Annotated in this window: 11 protein-coding genes and 1 tRNA gene; 11 read left to right on the forward strand and 1 reads right to left on the reverse strand. The window is 62.4% G+C overall.

Translation table 11 applies throughout. The annotated features are described in order from the left end of the window. The first annotated feature begins 93 nt into the window (after positions 1 to 93). From recN to B7G66_RS07475, 7 genes are all read left to right on the forward strand, one after another. Positions 94 to 1,815, forward strand: coding sequence for a DNA repair protein RecN (gene recN, locus B7G66_RS07445; RefSeq protein ID WP_003620584.1), 1,722 nt, complete (start codon positions 94 to 96; stop codon positions 1,813 to 1,815). 70 nt (positions 1,816 to 1,885) lie between these two features. Next, complete coding sequence (ligA, locus tag B7G66_RS07450; RefSeq protein WP_231106308.1) at positions 1,886 to 3,946, forward strand: NAD-dependent DNA ligase LigA; 2,061 nt, start codon at positions 1,886 to 1,888, stop codon at positions 3,944 to 3,946. Between the two features lie 24 nt (positions 3,947 to 3,970). Continuing rightward, positions 3,971 to 4,588 (forward strand): nicotinamidase, encoded by a 618-nt coding sequence (locus B7G66_RS07455; protein WP_003620586.1) that lies wholly within the window; start codon positions 3,971 to 3,973, stop codon positions 4,586 to 4,588. Positions 4,589 to 4,657: 69 nt separating this feature from the next. Continuing rightward, positions 4,658 to 5,788 carry a BMP family ABC transporter substrate-binding protein gene (locus B7G66_RS07460; protein ID WP_040512059.1) on the forward strand — a complete coding sequence of 377 codons (1,131 nt, stop codon included), beginning with the start codon at positions 4,658 to 4,660 and terminating at the stop codon, positions 5,786 to 5,788. After that, positions 5,781 to 7,370, forward strand: a complete 1,590-nt coding sequence (locus B7G66_RS07465) for an ABC transporter ATP-binding protein (protein WP_003620588.1) — start codon at positions 5,781 to 5,783, stop codon at positions 7,368 to 7,370. Before B7G66_RS07460 ends, B7G66_RS07465 begins: the two co-directional genes overlap by 8 nt. Further along, complete coding sequence (locus B7G66_RS07470) at positions 7,367 to 8,431, forward strand: ABC transporter permease (RefSeq protein ID WP_003620589.1); 1,065 nt, start codon at positions 7,367 to 7,369, stop codon at positions 8,429 to 8,431. Before B7G66_RS07465 ends, B7G66_RS07470 begins: the two co-directional genes overlap by 4 nt. Then, entirely contained in the window at positions 8,428 to 9,366 is a 939-nt protein-coding gene (locus B7G66_RS07475; protein ID WP_003620591.1) for an ABC transporter permease, read from the forward strand. The genes B7G66_RS07470 and B7G66_RS07475 overlap by 4 nt, the downstream gene beginning before the upstream one ends. A 74-nt stretch (positions 9,367 to 9,440) precedes the next feature. Here B7G66_RS07475 and B7G66_RS07480 read toward each other — a convergent pair whose 3' ends face one another. Beyond that, positions 9,441 to 10,493: an ABC transporter substrate-binding protein gene (locus B7G66_RS07480; RefSeq protein ID WP_003620593.1), complete on the reverse strand. Its 1,053-nt coding sequence runs from the start codon at positions 10,491 to 10,493 to the stop codon at positions 9,441 to 9,443. Between the two features lie 175 nt (positions 10,494 to 10,668). On the opposite strand from B7G66_RS07480, the gene B7G66_RS07485 reads away from it, so the two are divergent. The 4 genes from B7G66_RS07485 (at position 10,669) to B7G66_RS07500 (ending at position 14,493) form a co-directional block, all read left to right on the forward strand. Next, positions 10,669 to 10,744: transfer RNA gene (locus B7G66_RS07485), tRNA-Asn, on the forward strand. 593 nt (positions 10,745 to 11,337) lie between these two features. Next, positions 11,338 to 13,929 (forward strand): EAL domain-containing protein, encoded by a 2,592-nt coding sequence (locus tag B7G66_RS07490; RefSeq protein WP_003620599.1) that lies wholly within the window; start codon positions 11,338 to 11,340, stop codon positions 13,927 to 13,929. Further along, positions 13,926 to 14,126: a hypothetical protein gene (locus B7G66_RS07495; RefSeq protein ID WP_003620601.1), complete on the forward strand. Its 201-nt coding sequence runs from the start codon at positions 13,926 to 13,928 to the stop codon at positions 14,124 to 14,126. The genes B7G66_RS07490 and B7G66_RS07495 overlap by 4 nt, the downstream gene beginning before the upstream one ends. Before the next feature lie 133 nt (positions 14,127 to 14,259). Further along, a complete protein-coding gene (locus B7G66_RS07500) occupies positions 14,260 to 14,493 on the forward strand; it encodes a hypothetical protein (RefSeq protein WP_003620603.1) in 234 nt (77 codons plus the stop codon). Positions 14,494 to 14,965 lie beyond the last annotated feature (472 nt).

Genomic DNA, 14,965 nt, shown 5'->3' on the forward strand with positions numbered 1-14,965 from the left:
ACCATAAACCGGAGCATTTTCACCGAACCGGTTTTCGGTGGAAACGCTCTAGGTCGCGCCCATTGTGCCTGACCTGATGATCGGATCATCCGCATGCTGACACATCTCTCGATTCGCGATGTCGTCCTGATCGAGAAGCTCGACCTGTCCTTTATCGCCGGGCTGACGGTGCTGACGGGGGAAACGGGGGCCGGGAAATCCATCCTCCTCGACAGTCTCGGCCTCGCGCTGGGCGAACGTGCCAGCGCGTCGCTGGTGCGCGCGGGCACGGAACAGGCCAGTGTCAGCGCCAGTTTTGAAATCGCAACCGACCATCCGGTGCATGCGCTGCTCGCGGAACAGGGCATCGCCATAGAGGAACCCGCAGAGCCGATCCTGCTGCGCCGCATCGTGACGGTGGACGGACGGTCGCGTGCCTATATCAATGACCAGCCGGTCGGCGTGACGCTGCTGCGCCGTGCGGCTTCGCTTCTGGTGGAAATCCAGGGACAGCATGAACAGATGGGGCTTGCGGATCAGGGCACCCATCTTGACCTGCTTGACGCCTTTGGCGTGCCCGCCGCCTTGCGCACCAACACCGCACGCGCCTATCGCGCCTGGATCGAGGCGACGGCGGCACTTGCCGCCGCGCGTGCGGAAATGGAAAGTGCGGCGCGGGAGGAAGACTGGCTGCGTCAGGCCGCCGATGACCTGTCCACCCTTGCCCCGATGGAGGATGAGGAGACATACCTTGCGGGCATGCGCCAGTCATTGCAGCAGGGAGAGCGCCGGGCCGAAGCGATTGCCGCCGCCCTGAGTGATCTGTCCCCGCGCGAACGCCGCGGTGTCAGCCCCGCATCTGCCCTGCGCAACGCCAGCCGCGCGCTGCAACGCCTGCTGCCCACACCGACCGACCTCAATCCCGGCGCGATCGGGGCGGAGGAACAGGCCGCGGCACAGGAGGCGCTCAATGCGCTCGAACGCGCGGAAGAGGCGCTTGCCGAAGCAGAAAGCCTGCTTTCACGCCTCGCCTCCGACGCGCAGGCTGATCCGCGCTTGCTGGAACAGACCGAGGAACGGTTATTTGCCCTGCGTGCCGAAGCGCGCAAGCACGGGGTTTCGGTGCCGGAGCTGCCCGGGCTGCTTGCCGCGTTCAACGAACGGCTTGGCGCACTGGATTCAGGCAATGCCCGCATCGAGGTGCTGGAGGCCGCGATGGCGGAAACCCGTGCGAAGTTCGAGGACACGGCGCAGAAACTGACGGCCGCGCGCGAAAAGGCCGCACGCCGTCTGGAAACGGCGGTGATGGCGGAACTGCGCCCGCTGCGTCTGGAACGCGCGCGTTTCATTGTCGAACTCCTGCCCCTCCCGCCCGAGGCATGGAACCTGCGCGGCAAGGAGCAGGCATCCTTCCTGATCGCCGCCAACCCCGGCCAGCCCCCTGGACCATTGGCCAAGGTGGCGTCGGGCGGTGAACTGTCACGCTTGATGCTGGCGCTCAAGGTCGTACTGGCGGGACGTTCGGCAATTCCCACGCTGGTGTTTGATGAGGTTGATTCAGGCGTGGGCGGGGCCACGGCATCGGCCATCGGGGAACGGCTGTATATGGTCGGACGCGATGTGCAGGTGCTGGTTGTCACCCACAGCCCGCAGGTCGCGGCACGGGGGGATGCGCACCTGCGCATCAGCAAGAAGGTGGTGCGCGACCGGACCGAAACCCATGCAGCCCCCCTCGACAATACGGCACGGCTGGAGGAAATCGCCCGCATGCTCTCTGGTGACACGATCACACCCGCCGCGCGCGCCGCTGCCGACAGCCTTCTGAAAGGGGAATGACATGACGGAATCCGCCAAGGACCTGGCGCGGTCCTGTCAGGACATCCTTGCCCGCGCGGCGGGGCCGGACATGTCGGCATCGCAGGCGGCGAGCGAACTTGCGCTACTGGCGGATGTGATCGCGCAACTGGATCGCGCCTATCATCAGGATGACGCACCGATCGTGACCGATGCGGTGTATGATGCCTTGCGTCGGCGCAATAGCGAACTGGAACAGGCCCATCCGCGCGAACGCCGTGACGACAGCCCCGACACCCGCGTGGGCGCGGCACCTTCTGGCGCATTTCGCCGCCATCGACACCTGACGCCGATGCTGTCGCTGGACAATGTGTTCAGCCGGGAGGAATTCGAGGGCTTCATCAGCCGCGCCGCGCGCTTCCTCGGGCTTGACGATGCGCAGGCCACGCAGCTCGACTTCGTGGCCGAACCCAAGATCGACGGGCTGTCGATCAGCCTGACCTATGAAAATAGGCATTTCGTGCGCGGCACCACCCGTGGTGACGGGACCGAGGGGGAAGACGTTACCGCCAATCTGCGCACGCTGCGCAACATGCCGCAGCAGTTGCACGGCCCCGCCCCCGACCTGATTGAAATCCGGGGTGAAGTGTTCCTGGCCAAATCCGACTTTCTGACGCTTAACGCGGCACAGGTTGCGGCGGGACAGAAACCCTTTGCCAACCCACGCAATGCCGCGGCCGGGTCGCTGCGCCAGCTTGACGCCGAAATCACGCGCCAGCGTCCCCTGTCGCTGTTTGCCTATGCCGTGGGATATTGCAGCGCCCCGGTGGCCGACACCCATGACCTGTATCTGCGACAGCTTGGGGAATGGGGATTCGCGGTCAGCCCGCTGTGTACGCGGGTCGCGAATGAGGCGGAGGCCGAAGCGTTCATGGAACGGATTGCGCGCGAACGCTCCGCCCTTGATTACGACATTGACGGTGTGGTGTACAAGATCAACGAACGCGCGCTTCAGGAACGCCTTGGCTTTGCCGGGCGGGCGCCGCGCTGGGCCGTGGCGTGGAAGTTTGCCGCTGAACAGGCCATTACACGCCTGACGAAGATCGATATCCAGGTGGGTCGTACCGGGGCACTGACGCCTGTTGCCATTTTGGAACCGGTGAACGTGGGCGGCGTGATTGTCACCCGCGCCAGCCTGCATAACGAAGATGAAATCGTCCGCAAGGATGTGCAGGAAGGCGACCTTGTGCGCATACAGCGCGCAGGCGACGTCATTCCGCAGGTTCTCGACGTCGTGCTGCCACGTGACCATTCCCCCCACCCGTTTGTCTTCCCCCATGTCTGCCCCGTCTGTCATGCCCATGCCGAACGCCCCGAAGGCGAGGTTGTATGGCGGTGCTCCGGCGGATTGACGTGCCCGGCGCAACTGGTGGAGCGGCTGATCCATTTCGTGTCGCGCGATGCCTTCGATATCGAAGGGCTGGGTGATCGTACGATTGCCGAATTCCACGCCGACGGGCTGCTGGGCACACCGGCCGACATCTTTCACCTGCCCACGCATGAAGAAGCCATTGCGGTGCGTCCCGGATGGGGCACGCTGTCGGCGCGTAACCTGATGAATGCGATCGCGGCGCGGCGGACGATTTCACTGTCACGCTTTATCTACGCCCTGGGCATCCGTCGCATCGGCATCAACACGGCGCGACTTCTGGCGCGCCATTACGGGTCGTATGACAACTGGCACCAGCAGATGTTGCGCGCGACGACCGTGGGATCGGACGAACGGCTCGAACTGGGCAGCATCACCGGAATCGGCACTGCCATTGCCGACGAACTGGTGGCATTTTTCATCGAGGCACATAACCGCCAGACGCTTGAGGATCTGACACATGTGCTGGAGGCCATCACGGACGAGGAAATGCTTGCGGCGGGGGAACTGTCGGGCAAGGTCATCGTCTTTACCGGCACGCTGACGACCATGAGCAGACCCGAAGCCCGCGCCATTGCCGAACGCATGGGCGCGCGCGTCTCTGACAGTGTATCGCGCAAGACGGACATCGTCGTACTGGGCGAAAAGGCAGGGTCAAAGGCACGCAAGGCGGCGGAACTGAACCTGCATACCGTGGACGAGGCCGGGTGGCGCAGCCTTGCCGGGCTGCCTCAGCTCTCATGAATATCCTGTGAATATCCTGCGATCATGACCCCCCTCCCTGCCATCGACGGTCGCGACGCCCTGCTGATTGTCGATGTGCAGAATGATTTCCTGCCCGGCGGCACCCTGGCTGTGGCGCAGGGCGGGCGGATCATCCCGATCATCAACCGCCTGCAGGACCTGCCATTTGGTCGGATCGTGGCGACACAGGACTGGCATCCACGCGGTCATGTCTCCTTCACGGCGGACAATCCCCCCGCCCCCGACCGGTGGCCCGAACACTGCGTCGCCGCAACATGGGGGGCTTCCTTTCCCGATACGCTGGCGCAGGCACATATCGGACTGGTGCTGCGCAAGGGCATGCAGCGCGACATCGACAGCTATTCCGCGTTCCGCGACAACGAAGGCGGGCATGAAAGCGGACTTGCGCCCTGGCTTGCGGCCTGTGGCATCCGGCGTGTTTTTGTCTGTGGCATCGCGCTGGAATACTGCGTGCGGGCCAGCGCCCTGGACGCAGTGACGGACGGGTTCGACACTTTTGTACTCGACGATGCGTGCGCCGCGATCAATGATGACAGGCGTGATGTCCATCGTGCCCTGCGTGACGGGGGGATCGGCATCATCACCACGCGCGATCTGCTGGAGGGCAACGAAACTTCATAACTCAAAGACGACACGACGCCCACGCCAGAGGGAGGCATGGGCATCATGACCGGGGGAGAATACACAAAGATGGATGTTACAGGACCGCGGGGGCGGTTACTGGCTTCACGACGCGCCATGCTCGGCCTTGCGGGGATGGCGGCGGGATCGACCCTGCTGCCCTTGCGCGCGGGACGGGCGGATACGGGGCGGGTGCCACGCCCGTCAATCGCACCAGCGGACGCACTGATTGCCTTTGGCCATACCGGCCCGATCACCGATGGGGGATGGAGCATGGTGCATAACCGTGGCGTGCAGGCCGTGCGGCAGGCATTCCCGGGAATCCGCACCGTTTATGTCGAAAGCGTCCCTTATTCCGCCGATGCGACGCGCATCTTTCGCCAGTTCGTGGCGGAAGGGGCGAACATGGTGTTCGCAACATCGGAATATGGTGATTTCATCAAGGACGTATCCGAGCGCGCACCTGACGTCGCCTTCATGGAATGCGATGGCAATTCCCTGACATCCAACCTTGGCTGGTATTATGTCAGCCATTGGTACGCCAGCTATATCATCGGGATTGCCGCCGGCCTGCTGTCGAAAACCGGCAGGATCGGATTCCTGGGCGCGTTTCCCATCCCCTCGGTCTATGCCAGCGCGAATGCGACGCTGCTGGGCGCGCAATCGGTCAACCCGGCCATCACGTTGCAGGGCATCACCATCAATGCATGGTTCGACCCGCAGGCCGCGACACAGGCGGCCACCGCACTGGTGGATAATGGGTGCGATTTCCTGTGCGGGATCATGGACGAACCGGCCTATCTGCGTGTCGCGGTGGCACGCGGTGTCAGGGCGGCGATGTGGAATACGGGGATGCTGCAATACGGACCGGACGCCTATGTCAGTTCGGTGATGCTGGATTTCAACCAGTTCTATGTCGCGCAGGTGCGCGCCCTGCTGGAGGGGGGATGGCACCCTTCCGCCGCGTTCCTCACACTGGGCCATGGGGTGGATCGCGACAGGTGGGGCCCCACGGTGCCAGAGGCGGTCGCGCGACAGGCCGATGACATGCGCACACGCATGCTGGCGGGATATAACCCGTTTCGTGGCCCGATCCATGACAATCACGGGCGGCTGCGTGTGCCGGCGGGCGTGACACTGGATGATGAGCAGATCTATCACTGTGACTGGGCCGTGGCGGGGGTGTCGGGTCTTGGTTGACGTTTCCACGCGCCCGCCCCTTGCGCCGGGCACACCGCCGATCCTGCAACTGCGTGGCATCGGGAAGTTCTTTCCCGGCGTCATCGCCAACAGGGATGTGGATCTGGCGGTCTGGCCGGGAGAAATCCATGCCCTGCTGGGTGAAAATGGCGCGGGCAAATCAACCCTGATGAATGTCGTGACCGGCATTTACCAGCCAGAGGAAGGCGACATCCTGCTTGATGGCTACGGGCAGGTATTCAATTCCCCCCAGGAGGCGATCCGTGCGGGAATTGGCATGGTCCACCAGCATTTCAAGCTGGTACAGGCCTTCACCGTGGCGGAGAATATCCACCTTGGCTGGGACGAAGCGCCGCGCCTTGTCTCCGCCCGCGCGATGGAGGAACGCACGCGCGCCATCGCCGAACAGTTCGGGTTTCCCGTACGCCCCGATGCGCGCGTCAGCGACCTGTCCGCCGGGGAACAGCAACGCGTGGAAATCCTGCGCGTACTGTCGCGCCGGGCGCGCCTGCTGATCATGGACGAACCGACCGCCGTGCTGGGGCCGGAGGAAACGCGCGAACTGTTCCGTGCGCTGCGTGCCTTTCGCGCGCAGGGGAATGCCGTCATCATCATCAGCCATAAGCTGGATGAAGTGATGGAAATTTCCGACCGCGTCACCATCCTGCGTGGCGGGCGCAGAATTGGCACGTTCGATACTGCCGCCTGCACCCCCGCCATGCTGGCGACCACCATGGTCGGGCGTGACATCATACGTCAGAACATGCGCACACGCCCCCCGGGCGCCCGGCCGGTCAGCGCCAGTCCCATCATGGGCCTGCGCAATGTCACGATACGCGATGCACGCGGTGTCGAAAGCCTGCGTGACGTGTCGCTGGACCTGCATGGGGGTGAAATCCTGGGTATCGCCGGGGTTGCGGGCAATGGGCAGCGCGAGTTGGCCGGGGTGCTGACGGGACTTCTGAAACCCGCCGTGGGACATGTCCTGCTGGATGGGACGGAGATGGAGCGCATCGACCCGGCCATCTTTGCCCATGCAGGGGTGGGCCATATTCCCGAAGACCGGTTGCGCAGCGCGCTGGCCCCTTCCCTGTCAATCACGGACAACATGGCGCTGCGCGAATATGCGACACCCCCGGTCGGGCGGCGCGGGCTGTATGACAGTACGGCCGCCGCCATGCTGGCGCGCGGGATTGCACAGGTCGCGCATGTCACCATCCCGGACTTTGCCATGCCGGTGCGCAACCTGTCGGGCGGTAACCAGCAACGCCTGGTCGCACGACGCGAAATCCGCATCGCCCATCGGGTGCTTGTCGCGGCCTATCCCGCGCGCGGGCTGGATATCGGCGCAATCGCCACCATGCTGTCCTACCTGACGGAACTGCGCGATCAGGGCGTGGGCGTGGTCTTCATTTCCGAAGACCTGGAAGACCTCCTCAACGTCTCGGACCGGATCGGGGTGATGTTCCATGGGCGCATGATGGCAGTGCTCGATGCCGCAGAAGCGGACATGGCGACGATCGGCCTGCTGATGGGGGGACGCGACCCGTCCAGCCTGCCAATGGGGAGGGACGGATCATGACCGCGCAGAACCGTTTCCAGCGCCTGCCCGTTGTCCCCGCCATGCGCCTGATGCTGTGGCGTGTGGGGGCGATCGTGTGCGCCCTGCTGATGACGGCGGGGATCCTTGCCCTGTCGGGATACAGTCCTGTCGATCTGGCGTTGCTGGTGATGCGTTCCACCATCGGTTCGCGCTTCGGGATGGAGGATCTGGCCCTGTTCATGTCACCGCTGCTGCTGACGGGGGCGGCGGTGACGGTATGCAGCCGTATCGGCCTGTGGAATATCGGCGCGGAGGGACAGTTCTATGCCGGGGCCATCGGCGCGGCGGCGGTTGGCCTGTTCATCCCGGCCCCAGCCATTGTGGTCCTGCCGCTGATGGCGATTGCCGGGATCGTGGCGGGGATGGGATGGATCGCAGTGCCAACCCTTGCGCGTGCCTATGCCGGGGTGAACGAGATCATAACCACGCTTTTGCTGAATTTCGTCGCGTCCCTGCTGACCTATTACCTGACGACCGGACCATGGCGTGACCGGGTGACGGGCGCGCAGGTCTCAAGCGCGCGCCTGCCGGTTTCCATCCCCGATATCTGGGGCGTGGTGCATTGGGGGTTCCCGCTCGGGCTGGGGATCGTTACGATACTGACATGGATCATGGCGCACACGCGCTGGGGATATGAAATCCGCATCGGCGGCGCAAACCCCGATGCCGCGCGTTATGCCGGGATCGCGGTGCGCGCACGCATCATCGCGGTCATGCTGCTGTCAGGCGGCCTTGCCGGATTGGCTGGCATGTTCGAACTTGCCGGGACGGTTCACCGGCTCCAGGGGGGGATGGCCAACAATTTCGGCTATCTGGGGATCGTGGTCGCCGTGCTGGCGCGCGGGTCGTGCCTGAATGTCATTCCTGCCGCCCTGCTGATGGCGTTCATCCTGGATGCCGGGATCGTGCTGCAGACGCAGCAGCTGACGGCATCGGTGGTGCTGGCGATCACGGGACTGATGCTGTTCATGATCGCGCTGGCGGACGAACTGGCCCATTACCGGCCCGTCGCCAGCCTTGCAAAGGAAACCGGGCCATGATCGCATTGCTGGGTGGTATGCTGGCGACGGCAGTACTGGCGGGGGGTGTCCTGACACTGGCCGCGTTGGGCGAGGTCATGGCCGAACGCGTGGGTGTCACCAATCTCGGGGTTGAAGGGCTGATGGCTCTGGGCGCGGTTGTTGCGATCATGGCGGTCGGCAGTACGCACAATCCATGGGCCGGGCTGCTGGCGGCGGGGCTGACCGGGGCGGTTGGCGGCATGGTGTTTGCGTTTGGCGCGGTCATCATGCGGGCGAACCAGGTGCTGTGCGGGCTGGCGGTCACGTTCATGGGACAGGGCCTGTCCACCGCGCTGGGACATGATTACGCGGGCCAGCCATCGGCCACTATGTTCGGCCATGTGGCCATACCCGTGCTGTCGAACATCCCGGTCATCGGGCCGGCATTGTTCGGGCAGAACATCCTGGTCATCCCGATTTATGTCATGCTGCCACTGCTGGTGCATTTCGTGATGTTCCGTACACGCCATGGCCTGAACATGCGTGCCGTGGGGGAAAATCCCGCCGCGGCGGATGCAGCGGGCATCCCGGTGATGGCCATGCGCTTTGGCTATGTCACGCTGGGCGGGGCGATGGCGGGAATGGCGGGTGGGTATCTGACGTTGACCTATGTTCCGGTATGGTCCGAAGGCATGGTCGCGGGGCGCGGCTGGATCGCGCTGGCGCTGGTGATCTTTGCCGGGTATCGCCCCGTCATGGTGGCATGCGCCGCGTTGCTGTTCGGGTTGATTACCGCGCTGGCCTTTGTGGGGCAGGCACGTAACTGGCCCATAGACCCGGCATTCCTGAACATGCTGCCCTATCTTGGGACGGTGGCGTTCATCATCGTGCCGGTCGTGGTCTGGCACCGCATGCGCCGCATCATGGCAGCCCCCGCCGCACTGGCGCAGCCTTATTACCGCGACGTGCGATAAGGGGGCGACCCGAAATCATCCTGCCCTGGCAAAGGTTTTTTCAATCTGGTGATGGCGCGCGCCCTGCACGCCCATCATGGCGGCCCGTTATGATGCAGCAGGTCCATCGAAATGGCCCGCGCATACGCCGCCGAGCCCAGCGTATCGGGAAACCGGCCAAGCAGCTTCATTTCGTCAATATATTGTGCAAGCTGTACACGCAGTTCAGCCCCCGTGGGGCAGATCCCCAGCACTTCATGACGCATCATCGCCATGATCCCTGCCTGCGCCATGCCATCAATGCGCCCATCAAGCAGGCCGGCCGTTTCAGGGATATGGGTTTTCAGCCATCGCGCGGCATCCTGCAATGCAACCACAAGGGCCGCCGCCGCGGCGGGTGCGTGTTCCAGCATCGCGTGTCCCACCCCCAGCGCAAGATTCGTGCGTTGCGCATAAAGCCCGTTCACACTGTTGACGAGTTCCCCCAGACCAAGCGACGGATCATTGAGCAGACGCCATGCCAGCGGATCATGTACCGCCACGGCATCGACATCCCCGCCACGGATCGCCCCGTCCATGTCCTGCGGTGAGACGACACGCCATATCGGCCCGGTGTCGGGGTTCATCCCCTTGCGCCGCAGCACGACGGAAAAGAACAGCCGGTCCGCCATATCTGGATTGGTAATGGCGATACGCCGACCGACCATATCCTCCACCCGCGTCAATTTCAGGCGACGGCGCACCAGCAGACGGAACGTCCCGGCCTGCAACCCCATGACCAGCCGTGCCTGCACCTCCCCCTCATGCAGTTTGTCCAGCCACGACAGCACAGGGGCCACCGCCACACTGCTGCGCCCGGCCTGCAGGTCCCCAATCGCATCACGCCCCGTGACGCCCCCCTCCGTCAGACGCACATCCAGAAGATAACGTTCAAAAAATCCCTGCCGCTGCGCCACATTGAACAGGATGGAAATCGGCGCGGATGGCCAGGACAGGTCGATCTGGTGTGCCTGCCCATCAAGGACATCGCCCACATGCAGCCGCCCGGCGCGCCGACGCTGGGCGCGCCATTCCCACAGCCCCACCCCGGCAAGGACGCTCGCCCCGCCAAGCCCGGCCATGACCCTGCGACGCGGTATCACCGCCATGACTGCATTGGCACACCCATGTGACCCGCCATGTGATCCGCTCCTTTCCCATGATTTAACGCCATATCTACAGGATGTTATGGCACAGCCCGCCGATTTTGGGCATATGGCAAAAAAAGTGGAAAAAGGGGGTTTACGACCCCCAGCCACTGTGGCTATAAGCTGCTCACGCTGTTCCCGAATAGCTCAGTTGGTAGAGCAAGCGACTGTTAATCGCTGGGTCGTAGGTTCGAGTCCTACTTCGGGAGCCACGTTTCCTTATAATTCAGAAATATTGCCGCCATTCCATAAATATGGAATGCGCTGTGAGCGCATGCCCCTGCTGAATGAGCGTCCAGCTTTGACGCACATCATTCATCCGCACGCCTCCCCTCCCCCTCTCTATTTCCGATCCCTGCTGTTGGGGGTATGCAACCTCGTCCTGCATGCGGCGTTTGCCCAGGATACGATGCATGCCACCGACAGCCGTTACCACTCCGATATTCGGCCCCGATACCACATATGGCACCGGTCACGGCATCACCGCCGCCAGTGCTGCGCCGGATGCGGATGGGATGCATTTCCGATATGGAAAATGGTCAGGAATATGTTCCTACAATAAATAGTTTCCATGCTTCCGACACGTTTGACATATTAACGCCATATTCATAATCGACCTTACGTCTTGAAATAACAAGGCTTCGTCCTTCATGGGCAAGATCGAAAAAACGCCTATGTGATCATGCACTAATCGAACCTGACCAGAACGGCTCGCCTTTATGTTTCCTAAACCGGCACGTAATCCCCGGTGACATGCGCCCGATGTCTGACAAGGGTGCGGCCACGGGGCAAGGGAATAACTGAAATGTCCGCGACAGGTCCGCATCGGCTGCGAAAATCACAGCAGGTTTCCACCAATGTAGGGGTCGTGATCGTCGATGATGACAATGCGATCGTTGTCTTCAACGATATGGCCGAACATATGTCCGGGCATGCACGCGATGATGTCATGGGCCGCCACAGCAGCACCGTCCTGCCCATGGAAATCCAGACACCCCTTTCACAGTCGGGCGAAAAAGCAACCCAGCCCTTGCGCGGCGGCCTCCATACCCTGAGCATTACACGGCGCGACGGCACATGTTTCAATGCGGAGCTGGAAGTTTCATCACTTCAGATGCAAGGGCGCCGCCTGCATGTCATTACGCTGCGTGATGTCTCCCCGGCGGAGGGACATGTGCTGGGGGACGGGATCTGCGCGACCATCGTTCATGAAACCGATCGCGGCATCCTCGTTTTGGATGGGCAGAGCCGGATCATGCATGCCAACCCTGCCTTTGGCACCTTGTGCGGATATTCCGAAGATGAAGTCGCGGGAAACGATTTTTCCATTCTGTTTTCCGGTCATGGCCGTGACATCCGCACCCTGCAGCAATTCCGTCAACAGGTGGGCGAAGGCAACAGCTTTGAAATAGATATTCAGGCGCGCCGCCGCGATGGCACCAACATCTGGCTGCGCGCCGCCGCGACCCCTGTGCATGACGACCATGGTGCGCTGGAACAGACCATAATCATCCTCAGTGACGTCAGTCGCGACCGCGACCTGCGCTATCTGCAGCAGGACGTGGTGGAAGCCCTGGCGAGTGGGCTGTCACTGCGTGAAGTCATGGATTTCATATGCCGCCGCATTGAACGCATCGTCCCCGATGTGCAGGCGCTGGTGATGATGACCGAGGATGGCCAGGTCATGCACCCTATCGGCCGCGCCTCCCTGCCCAAGGCGGTGGTGGCGCAATATGACGGCGCGCGGATCGGCCCCGCCGCCGGGTCGTGCGGCACGGCAATCCACCGGCATGAGGAGGTGATCGTGCCGGATATCGCCACATCCCCCCTGTGGGCGGGGCTGGCGGATGTGCCACTTGACCATGGGCTGCGCGCCTGCTGGGCGCGGCCCATCATCCTGCGCGACGGACAGGTGGCCGGTGCGTTCACGCTTTTCTCCCCCACACCAGGCCATCCCAGCACCTGGTGCCGTCGCGTTGTCGGGGCATGTGTGCATCTGTGCATGCTGGCGATCGTGCAGGAACATGCCCGACAGTCCATCGACCGGCTGGCGCATTATGATGGCCTGACGGGGCTGCCGAACCGTGCGTGGCTGCGGCATTACTGCACACAGGCGCGGCAGCATTCCCTTGCACGGGTCATTATGGTCCTTAACCTGGACCGTTTCCAGAAAATCAACGAAGCAATGGGCCATGCGGCGGGCGACACATTGTTGATGGAGGTGGCGCGCCGCCTGCGCCATGCCCTGCTGCCTGATGACATCCTGACGCGCACCGATGGCGACGAATTCGTCATTGTCACGGAAACCGCCCCACAACAGGCCGCCGTACAGGCGGAACGGCTGCTGCGGATACTTGATGCCCCCCTTATGATCGAGCAGGTCGAGCTTCGTCCCAGCGCCAGTATCGGCATCAGCATCAGCGATGGCACCGACCCATCGGACGAGATGAAGACGGTGATGAAGCACGCCTATTCCGCCCTGTCACAGGCCAAGGAAGCAGGGCGCAACTGCTATCGTTTCTTCAGCCCCGAAATGAATCGCGCGGCGGAGGACCGCATCACCCTTGCCGCGGCACTGCGTCGTGCCATCAGGGAAGACCGCTTGAGCCTTGTCTATCAGCCACAGGTCATGACCGGCAGCCGACACCTGCATGGGGTGGAGGCGCTGGCGCGCTGGATCGACCCGGAACTTGGCTTCATCTCTCCCGGGCGCTTCATCCCGCTGGCGGAGGAAACGGGACAGATCGAGATCCTGGGCGAATGGTCATTGCGTACGGCATGTCGGCAGATGACATCGTGGATGATGCACGGCATCGACATCCCCATCGTATCCGTCAACCTGTCGGCCATCCATTTCCGCGACCGCAACCTGCCTGATACCATCGCGCGCATCATGCATGAAACCGGGATGCCACCGGAACGGCTGACGATAGAGTTGACCGAAAGCACCATGATCGACAATTTCGAACAGACGGTCGAAATCGTCACCGCCATCCGCGAACTGGGCTGTGGTGTATCAATGGATGATTTCGGCACCGGTTTTTCCAGCCTGTCGAACCTTGCCAGCCTGCCCGTCAGCGAAGTCAAGATTGACCAGAGCTTCATGAAAGGGTTCGAAGAACCCGCGGGCAAGGTCTATTCAGTGGTGCGCGCCATCGTGCGCATCGGGCAAAGCCTGGGCATGACCGTGGTGGCGGAAGGTGTCGAAACGCAGGCCCAATACCAGCTCCTCCGGGCGATGCAGTGCGATGTCATACAGGGCTATCTCTTTTCGCGCCCGCTCTCCCCCACTGACCTTGCACAATGGTGCATCACCGCCACCCCACGGAACGCGCAGGCGGTGACATGCATGAACGTCCCCCCCGCCCCACGACAGGCCAAGGCCGCACAGGCATGAAGCAGCATAAGGTCATGCTGGGCGAACGCGTTCTGTATCAGGCGGCCCAGCTTTCACATGCCCAACGCTTTGCCGCCGCGCGCCGGGCCGAAGGACTGGATTGCCATGTCGTGCCCGATACCACGACACGCACAAAGCGCGTACGGATCAACGCGCTGACGGGAAAGCCATATTCCGGCCGGATGCCTGAAGGATAATTTCCTTACAAAAAAGAATAAGACAGAACTGAATATCGAATATAACCCGACCAACCCGGTACGCGTTGTGTCACCAACCCACGCTGGGGCCGCAAGCCCTCAGCCATGGCTGGAACGACAATAGAGCGCAACCATGTCAGACGTGTCCTGCGAACACCCCGTCTTTCACATCCTGGAAACCGGCATCCCACAATGGGTGCATGTCAGCCTGTCCCGCCAATATGCGCATATCCTTGACGAACCGGTGCCGGCGGAACTGCTGGCACTGCTTATGCCCGAAGGACAGTTGGCAACAGATGCGCCCACCCTCGCCGACACATCCCCCCATGAAATGGCTGCCAGCATCCATGCCTGCGCGGTGGCATGAAGCATCACCGGCCACCCCATGGACGGCTGAACCAAACCTGTTGATAAAATAATAAAAATTTTAGGCCCCCTCCGCCCCGAAATAACGGCGGGCAATGTGGGTTTAAAGAAACCTCCGGAAACTTTCTGGTTTTACAACATGTTTCGCAGGCAACCCGTACAGGCAGCCACCAGGTTCGCCATCATCCAGGCGACACCATAATCACGCCCCGGCAGGCGACCTTCCATATGACGCGCACCTTCTATCGCCATTGCACGGCAGACCGTGTAAAACCACGTCATCACCCAGATGGAAGATCCATATGCCGACTGTTCGCTGGAATATTGCTGTTTCACCAGATGTGGACCCATCCATCCGCAGACATCACACCATCAGCCACGAAAGTCGTAATACCCCCAGCCTGCATCTGAAAGACTGGACCCTTGCGCAATGACCGACATCTGCAAGGTTCTGATGATCTTTCCCCTTTTCA

The sequence above is a fragment of the Novacetimonas hansenii JCM 7643 genome (assembly GCF_000964405.1).
GTDB lineage: Bacteria > Pseudomonadota > Alphaproteobacteria > Acetobacterales > Acetobacteraceae > Novacetimonas > Novacetimonas hansenii.